This window comes from Streptomyces sp. NPDC045021, assembly GCF_056432645.1.
Window position 1 is genome coordinate 233861 of the sequence record NZ_JBWKIQ010000012.1, and the last position, 14508, is coordinate 248368.

The window sequence follows — 14508 nt, forward strand, 5'->3', positions numbered from 1 at the left end:
GTCCGCCCCAACGAATCCTTCTCGCTGCGGATGCGGGCGCGCTCGGCCGGCTTCTGATGCGAACCGGCCAGATGGCTGCCACCCGCCGGAGCGGCAGCCATCTTGAAGCTGGCGCATCTTCGCGGGGGCAGCTCCGCGAGCCGACGCACCGGCGGCTCTGGCCGCTCCGGGGTGGGAGATGGATCCGCGCCCGGAGCGACAGGGGCCAGCCTGGGCATGGTCTCCCGCGCCGGCCCCATGCCACCTGTGTACTGCACCCGTTGGGTCCGAATGAAGCCGCCCCGCTTCGCTTCCGTCCTGATCACTCGGTTGGCCGCCCCGCAGGCTCGGCGTCTTCGTGGGGGGAAGGGCTTTTCCATACCTCCGGGCCGTCGCCGCGCCACTCCACGATCGTGGGGTCGGACAAGCACGCCCTGGTGGCGTTCAGGCCGGCCAGAGCGGCGAACTCAACTATGTCGTCCGGCACGACGGCACGGCCCACGAGTTCTCCGTCCACGGTGACCCGCCGCTCCCCGTCCAGCATCGGGTGCACCACGATCCGAGCATGCTCATTCATCGCCTTACCCTGCCATCCACCCCCGCGCCCCGCATCCGCAGCTATGCGGGCCGCGTATGTGGGCTGGATTCGCCGGTCCCACACGGGCCAAGTCGTGCTGCGGCGCCCAGCGGAGCCGGCCCGAACGCCGTGCTTGGTTCAGTGGCCGAGGGCTTTGGCCAGCTGCGCCTTGTTCATGGTGGAGCGGCCGTGGATGTTGCGCTGGCGGGCCTCGTTGTACAGCTGGTCCCGGGTGGGGCCGCCGGCACCGGAGTGGGAGCGCTGCCCACCGCGCTTGGCGGACGACATGTCCCGGGTGGAGCTGCGGCTGGCGGTCTTGGACTCGCCCGAGCGGGCCCGTTCCTTGTTCACTGTCCGCGCCGCGATCTCCGTCGCCCGCTTCGTACTCTTGCCCTGCTTCTTCTCGCTGTCCTTGATGTGCTCGTACTGCCGCTCCCGCTTCGCGCTCGATCCCCTGGGCATCTACCTCACCACTTTCATCCGTTGGAACCGGAACGTGTAACTTCGCCTGCCCCGCCAGTCTCGGTCTGAACCCGACGTCCGGCGCACGGATGCGCCCATACGGGGGCGCTGGTACGGGCATCCCTGGATGGAGAGCGGTTGATGCATACGGCGGACGAACCTCCCACAACCCAGCGCTCCCGGTTGGCGGGATCGCGGCGGGCACGGTTCCATACCCCTTACCAGGCGCAAGGGCCGCCACCGACGCTGTCCGACGCCGCAAGAGGGACGATCATGGTGGAGCAGGGCAACCTCATCGATGAGCTGTCGGCTGATCACCGTCGGTTCGAGCAGCTCTTCGCCCTGATCGAGAAGCTCCCCGCCGGAGATTTGCAGCGCGCGGAGTACGCCCAGCAGGCGGCCACCGAGCTGGCGGTCCACGCGGTGACGGAGCTGCAGTTCTTCTACCCTGCGGTCCGCCGACACCTGCGAGGTGGTGACGCGGTGGCGGACAAGGAGATCGACGACCACGCCCGCGTCGAACGGCTGCTGCAGAACCTGGAGCGGGCGCAGGCGGGCGAGCCGCGCTACGACGAGCTGCTGGAGCAACTGATCAGCCAGGTCCGCGCGCACGCCCAGGACGAAGAACACAACCTCTTCCCCCGCCTGCGCGCCGCCCTTTCGCCCCAAGATCTTCTCGACCTGGGCGAACAAGCACGCCGGGCCCAACAGACCGCCCCCGACCGCCCCCGCATCCCCGCACTCGACAACCCGAAGGATCGCGAACACTTCGCGGCCGGCAAAGGTCTGCTCGGCCGGATCCGTTCAAACCTGACCGGCCGCGGCCGCCACACGTGACCCGCGTGCCGAGGCGGCGGCACCTCACCTAGCAGTCGGCGGTTTCAGCGAGTATGCCCGTGCGTAGGTCGCGCAGGACACGGGCCAGGAGCCGGGAGACTTGCATCTGGGACATACCCAGCTGCGCGCCGATCTGGGACTGGCTCAGGCCGCGCCCGAAGCGCAGCCGCATCAGGGTGTGGTCGCGGACGCTGAGGCGGGCCAGGAGAACTTTCAGGGTCTGCACGTCCTCGACGTTGTCCAGGGCTGGGTCACTCACGCCCAGGGCGGTGGTGAAGTCCAAAGGGCGCTCGTCGTCGTTGCTGTTGGGGGCGTCGAGGCGGTCCGCGGTGTAGCCGTTGCAGGCCACCATGACTTCGATGACCTGCTTCACCGGCAGTTCCATGTGCCGGGCCAGCTCCGCGGTCGACGGGTCGCGGCCCAGCCGTCCGGTGAGCGTATCTCTCGCCCGAGCCAGAACGGTGCGCTGTTCCTGCAGGCTGCGCGGTACGCGCACAGCCCAGCTGGTGTCGCGGAAGAACCGTTTGATCTCCCCGCTGATGTACGGGATCGCGAAGGTACTGAACTCGACCCCTCGGCCCACATCGAAGCGGTCCACGGCCTTGATCAGGGCAATCGTGCCGACCTGCACGATGTCGTCCCACTCCTCGTCCCGGCCGCGGAACCGGCGGGCGACGAACCGCACCAGCGACAGATTCATCTCGATCAGCGCCGTCCGGACCTGCTGGTACTGATCGCTGCCTTCCTCCAGGATCCGCAACTGGGCGAACAACTCGTAGGAAAGGGCCTTGGCTTCCTTCGGACCTACCGCGCCTGCTGGCCCCGACCACGCGGGCGCAACGGGGCCGGGACGGGCCGAGGTCTCAGCCGTGACATGCGTGAACATCGGTTTCGCCCTCGCCGGTCATCAGGCGCTGCTGCTCGTTTGTTGACATCGTTCTTGCTGCCTCACCTGCGTCGCAGCGTCCCTCGGGCCCTGGCGGAGACTCGCCTGCCCTCGGGCCGCGACCCAGTCGGCCTAGTCCCGTGAGCCGTAGTAGGTGCCGAGGCAATCGCGAGCTGCGGTTCCGCCGCCCTGAACGTCGGGGTCGTACTCCGGGGCGTTCTTGATCTGCTCCTTGGTGCGCCCGACGTGGATCGTCTCGCTGTCGGGGTCGATCTGCCGGATCGTGCCGGCGGGCAGCACCACATGCTTGCCAATCAGCCACGGCTTGGTATTCACCACGATGTACGCGGCGCCGACTTCGTGAGTGGAACTGTCGACCTTGCCGATATGGCCATCGCTCGCCTCCACCTTGAAGCCGATCAGCTCCGTTCCGGTGGTGTACTGCACCTCGGGGGCGAACTCCCAGATCTCGAACTCGGACATACGGCGGCTCCATTTCTGCGAGAAGAGGATGGGACGGCTGGTGCGGGAGCGTCGGCTGGGGCTCACTGCCTGTCCTAGGTGTACAGGAGGCTGTTGGGTCCTCGTAGCCGTCAGCGGCCTCGTCAATGAACCAGTGATCGGCCCGCGGGGAACATGACGTCAGTGGCCTTCTTACGCCGCATACGCTCCAGCATGATTGTCGGCTCCTACACTGCGGAAACGGTGAACCGATCTTCAATCCAGGTACCACCGCCCTGCACGGAGCGCGGCCGGATGGCGGAAACCACCTCACCCGATCAGCCGCGAACCCCGCCCTGGCGCAGGTTGGCGCCTTCGGCCTCGAACAGGGCCTCGGGATGCGGTTCAAGGTGGTCCGACAGCCCCCGGGGGGCCGGGCATGGCGTCGCCGGGGGCTGTCAGCCGCACCAGGGTAGTGCGGTCGAAGGTGAACGCAACCGCACCACGCTGGCGGTCTCGTGGCTGTGCCTAGTGACGGCCGCGACCGGTGAGCAGGTCTCGGGCCCGGTCGACCAGGCCCGCACCGGGGCCCAGGATCTTGTTGCCCGGCGGGGTGTCCGGGGCGGAGGGGTGCGGGCGGGTGGGCCCGATGAGCTTGGCGCGGCGCACCTTGTCCCCCAGTTCCTCCAACATCTCGGGACTGCAGGCGGCGGCCAGCGTCGGGAAGAGCCGTTCCTCTTCGTCCTGCACGTGCGTGGTCACTTCGGACTTCAGGATCCCGATCAAGGCGTCGAACTGCGGGTCGTCCGCGGACAACCCCTCCAGGTCCTTCAGGAGTTTCTCGACCGCCGCATGGTCCGCGAGCTCCTTGTCCGCCACCTCCGCGCCACCGGGAACGAGTTCCCGTACGGCCGGGTAGAGGTACTGCTCCTCGGCAACCGAGTGACGCACCAGTTCCGTGGTCAGCTCGTCCGCCAGTTCCCGCCGCGCGGCATGACCGAACGGCTCCTTCTCGATCTGGGCGAACAGAGCGTCCACCTCCCGGTGGTCGGCAGTCAGCTCCGCGATCACGTTTCCGCCGTGCCCCATGTCGAACCAGCCCTTTCCTCTCATCATCTCGTCGGCCGCACGAAGACCGCTCTCCGCACTGCCCTGCGAAGTCGCCTGCCCGAAATACCGGGCAGAATGCCGACCTGCCTCAGAGGGCTGCCGCCCGCCCCGAGCCACCGCGACGCCTGGCCGGCGCAGCTGCGTACGGCGCGAACCGGAGGGTAGTTTGTCGAGTATGAAGGCAATTGCTGTCGGATTCCGCGAGCTGGCCGTGACCCATGACTTCCTGGTGGGGATCGCGCCCTTGACCATCGGTGTCGTCATGGTGGCGCTGCTGATCGCGGCGGTGCCCTACGGCATGCGGCTGCGCCGCCGCAAGCCACCGCCCCCGGCCGGCCCGCAGCCGCGCTCGGGCTCTTGGCAAACCCGGGACGAACTCGACCAGCCCACACCACCTGATCACGGCCCGGGCCATCAAGACCGCGGCCCAGCCGGCAACCCCTACATCGGGGAGGTCACTGCACGGCACTCCGACGAGAGCCGTGACAACGCCACGAGCGGCCAGGACGACAGTCCCGAACCGCCTGCGGCGGGGGGCGAGCCTGGCCGGTCCGGCGGACGCTGACCGAACGCAGTTCCCCGACGCCGGGCAGTTCTTGGTCGGCGAGCTCCTTGGCCAGGCTCTCGCCGCTCTTCACGTGTCCATGGACCGCCGGGTAGAGGTATTGCTCCCCAACGACCCAGACCCCCCGCTGGGGCACCTGACATTCGTCCCGCGCGACGATGTCCTGCAGCAGGCGTTTGGTCAGCTGAACGGTGGAGCGGACGCGGAGGTCGACGACGTCCAACTCGTCGACAGCTCCGTCGCGACGAACGCACCCCCTGTCCCGACACCCGCGTTGAGCGCCGCGGCGGCCACCGGGCGGCGTCGCCTTGATCGCGGCGTACACGGCTTCGACACCCTCGTAGGTACGCAGATCTGCCCGCACCTGGTGGATGTCGGCGCCGCTGGAGCGCAGCTTTTCTCCGGCGGCGCTCGGCGCCGCGTCCTGCGCGGAGATCACAACGTCGACCCGTCCGCGTTGAATCAGTTCGAGGCGCGAGGACACCGGCCTGGCGCTGCGATGGAGCCCTATCCTTCGATGCCGGTGGAGGTGTGGGCGGCGCCGACTGGTTTGGACTCGGGTGATCCGCGCTGCCGGAGGTAGATCGACAGGACGGCCATCGAGGCGACGGCGAGGAGTTCGGACTGCCAGTTCTGCAGGGTGCGGCTCCAGAAGTCGGCCGACGAGACGTACTGGGCCCAGCTCATCGGCGCCTGGAGCTGCCGCAGTCGCTGTTCGTTGAAGGCGGCGGTGCCGGCGATGGACTGGGCGAGCCACGACAGAAAGAAGATCGCGCCCATGACCAGTCCGAGGGAGTTGGAGTACAGACGCCGTCGCCAGCCGCCACGGGCGGCCCAGCGCGGCGAGTCCTCGTGGGCGTGCGGCCCGATCTTCTGGTCCTTGTCGGATTCCCGGCCGGGTTTGTCCAGTGACTTGGATTCCGGGGAGCCGCGTTGCAGGAGCCAGACCGTCGCAACGATGTACAGGGTGAACTGCAGGTACTCCGACTGCCAGTTCTCCGTGACGTCGACGGCGAAGTCGGAGGACGCCAGATAGGAGCCGAAGCCGATCGTGGCGAGCTGATCGATGGCGAGCTGGTTGTTGAACTCCGCGTACCCGGCGATTGCCTGGCCGCCCAGGGCGAAAAGGAAAGCGACGCCGAAAGCGAGCCCCATGGCGTTCTCGCGCAGGAAGCGCTTCATCGGTGCATCAACCCCAACGCGATGAAATAGGCCAGGCCACAGGTGACGATCAGCAGGCAGCTGACGAACATCGTGCGCATATCCGTTCAGCCTCCCTTGATCGCGCATTGGTAGGGCTGACCCGGTTGTGGCGTGCAGCCCGCCGCGGTGAGCTTCCACCCGGAGGCGAAGCGCGACAGGAAGAGCGTGTCGTGCTCCAGCACCACCCGGGCCTGGTTGCCGTAGACGTCGGTCCCCCGTACGCTGCCGGCCGGGACCAGCCCCTCATCCTTGATCGCCTTCTCGCACGCCTGACGCGAGGAGGATTCCAGCTCCTCGCGGGTGCCCGGCGCCAGCCCGTCGCACAGCGCGGCGGCGTCAGCCGCCTGAACAGCCGTTTCGAAACGCGCCGCCGCGTCGTCCACCTGAGTGCGGCGCTCAGGCAGCGAACCGCAAGCAGTCGCCGTGAGGACCACGATTCCGAGCAGTCCCACCATTCTTCGTCCGCGCATCGAGTCCCAGTGCATCGAGTCCCAGTCCTTTCCCTGCGCCCGTGGGTGCGGGCGCCGACCCGTGTCAGGGGCCAGCATGCGGCACGATGCGGCACGCACCGTGGATTGCCCGCGGCGGACCGCGTCGGCGTTTCAGGGCGCCTTGACGTCGATCAGGACAACGCCGCTGCGCGGACGGGTGGGGATCCTGCAGAGGGGATGCGCAGGTCCTGTTCGGGTACCGCGTACGTCTTCCGCGCCAGGCGGGGGGCGATCGTGGCGAGGACCGCGAGAGTGACGTCCTCCCGGGGGCACCGGTGCCCGGCGGCAGGGTCCCCTCCGCCCTGCGGGATCAGCTCGTCGCCGGCCGGGATCCCGGCCGGCGAAACCGCCGGGGTCGAAGGTGTAGGGCTCGGAGAACACGTCGGGGTCGTGGTTGTGGCCGTAGAGGTCTAGGAGCACCATCGTCCCGGCGGCGATGGAGTGCCCGTTCCAGTTCACGTCCTCCGGGGTGAGACCGCCGGCCCGCACAGGGTTCGGTAACTCTCCCACGGCGCCGCCCCAGCTGGCAGGTGCTGGTCTGCACCGCCGTCGGGTCCATCGCCGGCGCCAGGCCGGTTTCTATATACGGCAGCACGGGGGCCTGCGGCGCCGGCCGAAGCCGGAGCGACCTGAAGCCGGTGGCGGCCCGCACGGACGAGCTTTTGCGCCGCAACGGCTACCCCAAGCTGATCGTGATCGGTCGCTTCATCCCGATGGTCCGTACCGTCCTGAGCCTGCTGGCCGGCGCGCTGAAGGTACCCGTGCGCACTTTTGCCTCTGGCAGATCGTCGGGGTCTGGCCTGGTCACAGAGTCTTGTGCTGGCCGGGTACCGGCTGGGCGCCACCGTCCCGGGCATCGAGCCCTATCTGCTCCTTATCGTCGCGCTGCTGCCGTTGCTGTTCGAGGCCCGGGGACGCTCCCGGCCCCGGTGACGCGCCGGAGCCGTGCCGACCGACGGGGCGGCCCTGACGTGGCGATACCCCAGTGTCGTATCCCGGGGATCCGGCTCGTTGAGGAGTAATCTGAGGAGCATGTAGTTCAGTGTTCAACCGGCTTCCTCCGGAGGTCGCCATGGACGTTCTGGTCCTCGTCGGACGCATCCTGTTCGCCGTGCTCTTCCTCAGCTCCGCGGTGAACCACATGACCCAGACCAAAGCCATGGCCGGCTACGCCACAAGCCGTGGTGTGCCCGCGGCCGTCCCCGCGACGTTCGGCAGCGGCGTCCTGCTGTTGGCGGGCGGGCTCAGCGTGGCGCTCGGCGCCTGGGCGGACCTCGGTGCGCTGCTGCTGGCCGTCTTTCTCTTCCCGACGGCGGTGCTGATGCACGCCTTCTGGAAGGAGAGCGAGACCGACGCCCGCCAGATGGAACTGGTCATGTTCTTCAAGGACGTCGCCCTCGGCGGTGCCGCGCTGATGCTCCTCGCCTTCTTCTCCTACGCCGGGAGCGATCTGGGGCTGACCCTCACGGGGCCGCTCTTCACCATCAGCTGACACGCGAGGTGCACGCGATCAGCGCGCGGCGGGGGGCGATTGCGCAGGCTTCTGCCGGCCTGCCCCTGTCGGCGGCGGCGTGGGGTTGGCGGCGGGGTTGAAGGTGCCGTCAGCGATTTCGCAGGCCAGGCGGACGAGTTGTTGATGTGGGCGCGGGCGTAGAGACGGAAGGCGGTGACGGCGCCGATCATCCCGGTGGCGCGGCCGATGGTGTGGGCGGGGTAGCTGTCGTCGTTGAGACGGGTGAAGGAATCGTCTGCTGTGATCTCACCTCACTGTGGAACAGGTGAAGGGCTGAGGGTGACGTGTAGAGGGGCCCTGGTGCCGTAGCACCAGGGCCCCGAAGGACGGAAAACACCACCTGCCGGCCTGGAACGACGCCGGCCTACTGTGTCCGCACTGCCGACCGTGGTCGGGGGTGCGGGGATCGCAAATACGTGACCGGAGACCACCTGCCTATCGATGTCCTGCGGTACCCGGGCCACAACTCCGCCCGGGCGATCCCGATGGCGCTCAACCCCTCCGTTCCCTCTGAATCGATCACTTACCAAACCGGTACCGCGAACTACTGGTACTGCGAACTACTGGTGGCCTTCACTGCACCACCGTCCGGCAGCCAGCCCCGTCGCCCGATGTGCAACTGCTCTGGCTTAGAACCCCACTGCCGAACCTCCCGGCACGCGCGCCCGCAGCCCGACGCCTTCACCGAGAAACCACTCATCTACTGCATTGCTGGTACTGCAACTGCATCCTGCTTTCCTGCATGGTGCGGTACTGCTGAACTGCGGGTACTGCGGGTACTGCGTGTCAGAACTGCACTTGCCGTACTGCCCTACTGCGATCTTGCACGGCGGCCCCTCCCGGGGCGGCCCGACCCGGCAACCAACCCTGCGGCCCACCTACACTTACCGGCCGCCGGATTCCATCACCGTGCCACACACTCTGCGCGGCAGTTCGTGTCTGCCGCGCCCTGCTTCCTTCTTCGCTACGACCAGAACACTACCCACACCTAGAAGCGAATGTCTACTTCACACACGATAGATTTTCATGGCACCAGCCAACAAATATCCTGTCTCCCACTCAGCGGCACCGGGGGCACGACATGACAAGGAAAGGGCAGGAGAGCAGCCGACGGGTGCCACCTGGACGTCGTCCGCGACTCCTCCGCCATCCACGCCCGCGATCCGGCGCGTGACGGCCAGCGCCTGATCGCCGCCTGCTCTCCCGAACATCTCATGGCGCTCCAGCAGGAGTACCACGAAAGGCCGTTCGTCCCCCAAGAGCTATGGGCCGGACAGATCCTGCGCGCCCTGGCGCAGCAGCGCAACGGACTCACTCCCCGGTCGCTGTCCGACGCGACGGGGCTGGACGACCTGCAGATCCAACGTGCCGTGGAGTGGGAGCAGCACCGGGCGCGGCACCCCGAACAGTCCTGGGAGCATCACCTGCACTTCCCGAGACTGGGTGATGGCCTCGGCCGGTGGGACCGGGCGGTTATGGCAGGTGGGTGGCGACGTCGCGCAGGGAATGTCCGGTGCGGAAGGCCAGGGCGCGCAGGCGAGCGAGGGCTTCGTCGAAGGGGATCCCCAGGCGCAGGACCAGGGCTCCCGCGGCACGGTGGGTGGCGCCCCAGTGGGTGTCGAGGAGGCGGGCCGGTTCCCACGGCAAGTCCGCCCCGTGGAGAAACTCCGTCCGGTAGCTGTCCAGGAGGACGGCGGCCGCGCCACAGCGACAGCGGCCTGCCGGGTCTGTGCCCATGGGGTGGCGCAGGGTTGGGCGTAGAGCACGGCGGCCGCCCAGAACCGCTCGTCGGCCCAGCGCAGTGGGAAGGCGTGGATCGCGCCGACCCGTGGCAGTACCTCGCGCGGCGGTCCCGCGTAACCCCCGACCACCCCTCCACCACAACCGCCGTCATCCGCACAGCAGTTCCCGTTCCAGCCCGGCGCACCACAGACTCCCAATTCCCCCGCCCGCGCACAAAGCTCGCGCTGGAGGCCACCTCCATTCCCGGACCCGAACCACCGCCCCCGCGATACGAGCGCCGGCGTGCGGGTTCGCTCACCCGCACGGCCTACCGGCCGATTCCGCAGCCCGAACAGGTCGTTGGACGAGCATGGAGACGATGGTGACGGGCTGGGGTCGGGCCGTGATGGCGTTGGGTGCGGGCGATTGGTGGCCGGTGGTGACCGTCCAGCCTCCCGATCAGGCGGCGTACGGCGAGCTGGCGGTGTGCGTGCAGGCGGCCGGACTGGCACGGATGGCCGCTCGCACGTGGAGCGCCGGACTGTGGCCGGTGACCAGATGTTCGGTGACGGTCCAGGACGGGAAACTCACGCAACTGCACACCGGACGCTCCCGGCTGCTGTGCCCGGAGCAACGCCCCGTGTCACCGCTCTGGCAGAAGGCCGCCGACCGGGGCTTGGTCGCACTCGCCCTCGTCGGACCAGGGACCTGGCCCGCCGACACCATCGAGGGCGAGAAGGGCTCCCACGAGCAGCGCCGTCTCATGGTTGCCGCTTCCGCCGGAGGGATGCTGCTCGGCGGTCTCGCGCACCTGCGCGGCGCCCCGGAACCCTACGCAGACCGCTGGTAGCCACCCGGAGCCGTGCCCCCTACATCGATGGGCCCTTCCTGGGCCGGACTCACCCCGCGCGAGGAAGCGCTTCCGAAGGGCCCCTCGCCGACGGGCCCGTCAGCCCGGTGGCCGAGGCCGTCGTGGAGGCGGCTGCGCATCAGAAGTTGAGCGGCCGGGTCGACGACTTGCGCAAGTACTCGAGCAGGTCCTGGATGCGGGGCTGTCCGCGGCGCGGACAGCGTCCACGATGCCCTCGACGAGCTCGCAGACAACCAGCGGATGGTGGCGGAGGGTACGGGTCAAAGTGCATGCCTACACCTATCCGTAAGGCCGGGCGCGGCGGTATCGCTCGACCGGGTGGGAACCCGGTCCTGCAGTGGGGTAACTTGCCTCTTCGTGCCTACCCGGAGTTCGAGCAACCGGGTATGTGCTGGGGCGGGCACGACAGCGGGAAGGGGGCTCCCATGCGGGACAGCGGAACCGACGGGCTGGGTGAGGCGCTGGCCGCGGCGGAGGCCGCGCCGCCGGTGGAGTCCGTTGACGTCATCGCCGGCACGCTGCGAAGACGGCTCGGGGCCCGGTCGGTGTCGTTCCTGATCACCGACTTCACCGGTGCCTCCGTTGTGCGCCTGGGCGCCGCTGACGACATCGACCTGGACCGTCCCGCTGACCCGATCGCCGTATCCGGCACCGTGTACGAGCAGGTGATCCGCACCCAGCAACCGCATGTGGAGCGAGTCGGGGACGGTGCTTGGACGCGGGTGATCGCGCCGGTGACCAACCGCGGGGACGCCATCGGGCTTCTGGAGCTCTACCTGCCCCATCATCCCGGCCCTAACACCCTGCGAAAGATCAGCCGGAGCGCCCACGCGCTGGCGTACATCGTCATCGCGAATCGACCCTTCACCGACCTCTACCAATGGGGTCGCCGCACCGTCCCGTTGAGTCTGGCCGCCGAAATCCAGCACCGACTGCTGCCCGCGTCCCTGGCCTGCGAAGCCGCCCAGTTCGCGGTTGCCGGCGCCTTGGAGCCGGCCGAGCTCGTCGGTGGCGACACATTCGACTACGTCATAGACCGCGACCATGTCCAGCTGTCCGTCACCGATGCCATGGGCCACGACGTGGATGCCGCCCTGCTGGCCACCCTCCTGGTCGGCGCCCTGCGTCGCGCCCGAAGGCAAGGCGCCGACCTCGCCGAACAGGCACGGCAGGCCGACCAGGCCATGGCCGAGCACAGCGGCGGCCGCTACGTCACCGGCCAACTCCTACGCATCAGCCTGCACGACGGCCGAACCGAGTTCATCAACGCCGGCCACCCCTGGCCCCTGCGCCTGCGCGAGGGGAAGGTCGAACAGCTCGTGCCGACCATCGACATGCCCTTCGGCTTCATAGCCCCCCACACCTACACCGTCCAGCACCTGGACCTGCGGGCCGGGGACCGGCTGGTCATGCTCACCGACGGAATGCTGGAACGCAACGCCGCGAACCTCGACCTGCCCACGCTCATCGAAAACACCCACCACCTGCACCCGCGCGAAGCCGCCCGCGTCCTGATCGAGCACGTCGTCCAAGCCCACGACGGACAACTGCAGGACGACGCCACCGTGATGTGCCTGGACTGGTACGGCACCCAAGACACCCGACGCCACGCCGACCACGGCGCCGACGTCACCGAAGCCTCCCCCAGCACCCACCCCGAGGCCGACATCTCCCCGACGACCTAGGCGGCGCGGAAATCCGCGCCGCCGCTGTCCAGTGCCGGTTTTCGCTGGGAGTGGGAGAGGCCTAGACCCGTTCGGCCGTTCGCTGCAGCGTCAGCGCCGCGCCGGGCTGGCGAAGAAACAGGCGCAGCGCGTAGGCGGGCTCGGTGGTCCCACAGCCCCAGCGGGTATCGACGACCGTGCAGGCCGGCCCTTCTCCCAGCCAGTCCGCAGCTGCCTGGAACAGGGCCGTGGGGTCCTGGCCGGCCAGGACCAACGTCCCGTCGTCCTCCACCGTGACCCACAGGTCGACGTGGGAGTTCACGAACGCGCCTGCACGCTCACGCAGCTCTTCCACCAGCATCGCAGTACCGGAATCAATCATCATCGGCTCTACCTTCCCCGCACGAAATCAGTGACTGTCAGTGTGCCCCGGCTACCATCCGTCACTTGCCCGAGCCCCTCCGGATCACGGGGGCTCCCAGTCGGCCCAGCGCGCGAGCATTGCCACCTGCTGCCGGCCTTCCGCTCTGCGCTCGACCGGAACAGGCCGCACGTCCAGGCCAACACCGAGAGCTGTCCCATCCCCTGCATCGGGGACGGGATCGCTCTTCAGCGGGGGTCGGCTGTGGCGTTACGCAGCGATGGTCGTGCGAGGTGCCGGGCGGTCGCCCGATGCGGAGCGGCGGGCCTGGGCGAAGCGGCTGCGCCGGCCGCGGGTGGCGGAGGCGCTGCGCTTGGCACGTTCCACGACCGGCGCGGCGATGACACACGGAACGCCACTAGGAGCCTGGGCGCCGGTGATCCGGGTCAGTTCGGCCTCGTCGGGGCGGACCTGTGCGGTCTGCGGGGTGATGCCGGCGTCCCGCATCAAGCGGATCATGTCGCGGCGCTGGTTCGGCAGGACCAGGGTGACGACACTGCCCGACTCACCGGCGCGTGCGGTGCGGCCGCCACGGTGCAGGTAGTCCTTGTGGTCACTCGGCGGGTCGATGTTGACGACCAGGTCGAGGTTGTCGACGTGGATGCCGCGAGCGGCGACATTCGTGGCGACGAGCACGGTGACGTGTCCGGTCTTGAACTGCTCCAAGGTGCGGGTCCGCTGCGGCTGGGACTTGCCCCCGTGCAGGGCCGCGGCCCGCACTCCGCTGTTCAGCAGATGGTCGGTGAGCTTGTCCACGGCGTGCTTGGTGTCGAGGAACATGATGACCCGGCCGTCACGGGCGGCGATCTGCGTCGTCACGGCGTTCTTGTCCGCGCCGTGCACGTGCAGCACGTGGTGCTCCATCGTCGTGACCGCGCCGGCCGACGGGTCGACGGAGTGGACCACCGGGTCGTGCAGGTAGCGGCGCACGAGAAGGTCGACGTTGCGGTCCAGGGTGGCGGAGAACAGCATGCGCTGCCCGTCCGGCCGCACCTGGTCCAGCAGCGCGGTGACCTGGGGCATGAAGCCCATGTCGGCCATCTGGTCGGCCTCGTCGAGGACCGTGATGCCGACCTGGTCCAGGCGGCACGAGCCCCGGTCGATCAGGTCCTTCAGCCGGCCCGGCGTGGCGACGACGACTTCGGCGCCACCGCGCAGGAGGTGGATCTGCCGTCCGATGGACATGCCACCGACCACGGTGGCCATCCGCAGGCGCAACGAGCGGGCGTACGGGGTCAGGGCGTCGGTGACCTGCTGGGCGAGCTCACGGGTCGGCACCAGGACCAGCGCGAGGGGCTGGAGCGGTTCGGCGCGCTGCCCGGCGGTCCTTGCGAGCAGCGCCAGACCGAAGGCGAGCGTCTTGCCGGAACCGGTACGCCCGCGGCCCAGGACGTTGCGGCCGGCCAGGGCGTTGGGCAGTGTCGCGCCCTGGATGGGAAACGGCACCGCCATGCCCTCATGGGCCAGCGTCTGCAGCAGGGCGGCCGGCATGTCCAGAGCGGCGAAGGTCTCCACCGCGGGCAGCGCCGGGGTGAGGGTGACGGGCAGGGCGAACTCGCCCTGAACGGAGGGGCGTCGGCTCGAACCACCGGACCGGCCGGAGCCTGAGTAGCCGCCGGAACGGCTCGGCGCACCGGAGCGGCTCGGGGCCGAACGGCTGTAACCGCCGGCGCTCGAAGCGCCACTGCGGCTACTGAAACTAGAGCTGGAGCTGGAATACGAGCGGTTGGAACGTACGGGGTTCACAGAGAACCTTCCTGGATACG

Annotated in this window: 16 protein-coding genes and 1 pseudogene; 5 read left to right on the forward strand and 12 right to left on the reverse strand. The window is 68.8% G+C overall.

What is annotated here, in order from left to right:
• Nucleotides 1–301: 301 nt before the first annotated feature.
• Together AC07DC_RS31705 and AC07DC_RS31710 are read right to left on the reverse strand one after the other, a co-directional pair.
• The gene (locus tag AC07DC_RS31705) at nucleotides 302–556 is read right to left on the reverse strand and encodes a hypothetical protein (protein WP_478917926.1); all 255 of its coding nucleotides are present in this window, start codon (nucleotides 554–556) and stop codon (nucleotides 302–304) included.
• A gap of 138 nt (nucleotides 557–694) precedes the next feature.
• Complete coding sequence (locus AC07DC_RS31710; protein WP_478917927.1) at nucleotides 695–1018, reverse strand: plasmid stabilization protein; 324 nt, start codon at nucleotides 1016–1018, stop codon at nucleotides 695–697.
• A 273-nt stretch (nucleotides 1019–1291) separates the two neighbouring features.
• Between AC07DC_RS31710 and AC07DC_RS31715 the strand changes: the two genes are divergently transcribed.
• Entirely contained in the window at nucleotides 1292–1855 is a 564-nt protein-coding gene (locus AC07DC_RS31715) for a hemerythrin domain-containing protein (RefSeq protein WP_478917928.1), read from the forward strand.
• 28 nt (nucleotides 1856–1883) lie between these two features.
• Here AC07DC_RS31715 and AC07DC_RS31720 read toward each other — a convergent pair whose 3' ends face one another.
• The 3 genes from AC07DC_RS31720 to AC07DC_RS31730 all read right to left on the reverse strand — a co-directional run bounded on the left by AC07DC_RS31720 (nucleotide 1884) and on the right by AC07DC_RS31730 (nucleotide 4271).
• Nucleotides 1884–2741 (reverse strand): SigB/SigF/SigG family RNA polymerase sigma factor, encoded by an 858-nt coding sequence (locus AC07DC_RS31720; RefSeq protein WP_478917929.1) that lies wholly within the window; start codon nucleotides 2739–2741, stop codon nucleotides 1884–1886.
• 132 nt (nucleotides 2742–2873) lie between these two features.
• Complete coding sequence (locus AC07DC_RS31725; RefSeq protein ID WP_478917930.1) at nucleotides 2874–3224, reverse strand: PRC-barrel domain containing protein; 351 nt, start codon at nucleotides 3222–3224, stop codon at nucleotides 2874–2876.
• 486 nt (nucleotides 3225–3710) lie between these two features.
• The gene (locus tag AC07DC_RS31730; protein ID WP_478917998.1) at nucleotides 3711–4271 is read right to left on the reverse strand and encodes a hemerythrin domain-containing protein; all 561 of its coding nucleotides are present in this window, start codon (nucleotides 4269–4271) and stop codon (nucleotides 3711–3713) included.
• A gap of 196 nt (nucleotides 4272–4467) precedes the next feature.
• On the opposite strand from AC07DC_RS31730, the gene AC07DC_RS31735 reads away from it, so the two are divergent.
• Complete coding sequence (locus AC07DC_RS31735; RefSeq protein WP_478917931.1) at nucleotides 4468–4857, forward strand: DUF6479 family protein; 390 nt, start codon at nucleotides 4468–4470, stop codon at nucleotides 4855–4857.
• A gap of 507 nt (nucleotides 4858–5364) precedes the next feature.
• Here AC07DC_RS31735 and AC07DC_RS31740 read toward each other — a convergent pair.
• The 3 genes from AC07DC_RS31740 to AC07DC_RS31750 all read right to left on the reverse strand — a co-directional run bounded on the left by AC07DC_RS31740 (nucleotide 5365) and on the right by AC07DC_RS31750 (nucleotide 7061).
• The gene (locus AC07DC_RS31740; protein ID WP_478917932.1) at nucleotides 5365–6039 is read right to left on the reverse strand and encodes a DUF6766 family protein; all 675 of its coding nucleotides are present in this window, start codon (nucleotides 6037–6039) and stop codon (nucleotides 5365–5367) included.
• 86 nt (nucleotides 6040–6125) lie between these two features.
• Nucleotides 6126–6515, reverse strand: a complete 390-nt coding sequence (locus AC07DC_RS31745) for a hypothetical protein (protein ID WP_478917933.1) — start codon at nucleotides 6513–6515, stop codon at nucleotides 6126–6128.
• A gap of 147 nt (nucleotides 6516–6662) precedes the next feature.
• Entirely contained in the window at nucleotides 6663–7061 is a 399-nt protein-coding gene (locus tag AC07DC_RS31750; RefSeq protein WP_478917934.1) for a cytochrome P450, read from the reverse strand.
• 562 nt (nucleotides 7062–7623) lie between these two features.
• On the opposite strand from AC07DC_RS31750, the gene AC07DC_RS31755 reads away from it, so the two are divergent.
• Entirely contained in the window at nucleotides 7624–8043 is a 420-nt protein-coding gene (locus tag AC07DC_RS31755) for a DoxX family protein (protein WP_478917935.1), read from the forward strand.
• Nucleotides 8044–8210: 167 nt separating this feature from the next.
• Here AC07DC_RS31755 and AC07DC_RS31760 read toward each other — a convergent pair.
• Both AC07DC_RS31760 and AC07DC_RS31765 read right to left on the reverse strand, forming a co-directional pair.
• A pseudogene (locus tag AC07DC_RS31760) lies at nucleotides 8211–8309 on the reverse strand (MerR family transcriptional regulator); the annotation flags it as partial.
• Nucleotides 8310–9537: 1228 nt separating this feature from the next.
• Entirely contained in the window at nucleotides 9538–9711 is a 174-nt protein-coding gene (locus AC07DC_RS31765) for an ANTAR domain-containing protein (RefSeq protein ID WP_478917936.1), read from the reverse strand.
• 445 nt (nucleotides 9712–10156) lie between these two features.
• Here AC07DC_RS31765 and AC07DC_RS31770 point away from each other — a divergent pair, with 445 nt between their 5' ends.
• Nucleotides 10157–10636: a hypothetical protein gene (locus tag AC07DC_RS31770; protein WP_478917937.1), complete on the forward strand. Its 480-nt coding sequence runs from the start codon at nucleotides 10157–10159 to the stop codon at nucleotides 10634–10636.
• A 446-nt stretch (nucleotides 10637–11082) separates the two neighbouring features.
• The gene (locus AC07DC_RS31775; RefSeq protein ID WP_478917938.1) at nucleotides 11083–12342 is read left to right on the forward strand and encodes a PP2C family protein-serine/threonine phosphatase; all 1260 of its coding nucleotides are present in this window, start codon (nucleotides 11083–11085) and stop codon (nucleotides 12340–12342) included.
• Nucleotides 12343–12403: 61 nt separating this feature from the next.
• Here the strand turns inward: AC07DC_RS31775 and AC07DC_RS31780 are convergent, their stop codons facing one another.
• Nucleotides 12404–12706 (reverse strand): hypothetical protein, encoded by a 303-nt coding sequence (locus AC07DC_RS31780; protein ID WP_478917939.1) that lies wholly within the window; start codon nucleotides 12704–12706, stop codon nucleotides 12404–12406.
• 246 nt (nucleotides 12707–12952) lie between these two features.
• On the reverse strand, nucleotides 12953–14488 hold the full coding sequence (locus tag AC07DC_RS31785) for a DEAD/DEAH box helicase (protein ID WP_478917940.1): 1536 nt from the start codon (nucleotides 14486–14488) through the stop codon (nucleotides 12953–12955).
• Nucleotides 14489–14508 lie beyond the last annotated feature (20 nt).

Excerpts from the sequence above, each read along its gene's own strand:
- AC07DC_RS31705 (WP_478917926.1), bottom strand. The coding sequence starts at position 556 with ATGAATGAGCATGCTCGGATCGTGGTGCACCCGATGCTGGACGGGGAG.
- AC07DC_RS31710 (WP_478917927.1), bottom strand. The coding sequence starts at position 1,018 with ATGCCCAGGGGATCGAGCGCGAAGCGGGAGCGGCAGTACGAGCACATC.
- AC07DC_RS31715 (WP_478917928.1), top strand. The coding sequence starts at position 1,292 with ATGGTGGAGCAGGGCAACCTCATCGATGAGCTGTCGGCTGATCACCGT.
- AC07DC_RS31720 (WP_478917929.1), bottom strand. The coding sequence starts at position 2,741 with ATGTTCACGCATGTCACGGCTGAGACCTCGGCCCGTCCCGGCCCCGTT.
- AC07DC_RS31725 (WP_478917930.1), bottom strand. The coding sequence starts at position 3,224 with ATGTCCGAGTTCGAGATCTGGGAGTTCGCCCCCGAGGTGCAGTACACC.
- AC07DC_RS31730 (WP_478917998.1), bottom strand. The coding sequence starts at position 4,271 with ATGGGGCACGGCGGAAACGTGATCGCGGAGCTGACTGCCGACCACCGG.
- AC07DC_RS31735 (WP_478917931.1), top strand. The coding sequence starts at position 4,468 with ATGAAGGCAATTGCTGTCGGATTCCGCGAGCTGGCCGTGACCCATGAC.
- AC07DC_RS31740 (WP_478917932.1), bottom strand. The coding sequence starts at position 6,039 with ATGAAGCGCTTCCTGCGCGAGAACGCCATGGGGCTCGCTTTCGGCGTC.
- AC07DC_RS31745 (WP_478917933.1), bottom strand. The coding sequence starts at position 6,515 with ATGGTGGGACTGCTCGGAATCGTGGTCCTCACGGCGACTGCTTGCGGT.
- AC07DC_RS31755 (WP_478917935.1), top strand. The coding sequence starts at position 7,624 with ATGGACGTTCTGGTCCTCGTCGGACGCATCCTGTTCGCCGTGCTCTTC.
- AC07DC_RS31770 (WP_478917937.1), top strand. The coding sequence starts at position 10,157 with ATGGAGACGATGGTGACGGGCTGGGGTCGGGCCGTGATGGCGTTGGGT.
- AC07DC_RS31775 (WP_478917938.1), top strand. The coding sequence starts at position 11,083 with ATGCGGGACAGCGGAACCGACGGGCTGGGTGAGGCGCTGGCCGCGGCG.
- AC07DC_RS31780 (WP_478917939.1), bottom strand. The coding sequence starts at position 12,706 with ATGATGATTGATTCCGGTACTGCGATGCTGGTGGAAGAGCTGCGTGAG.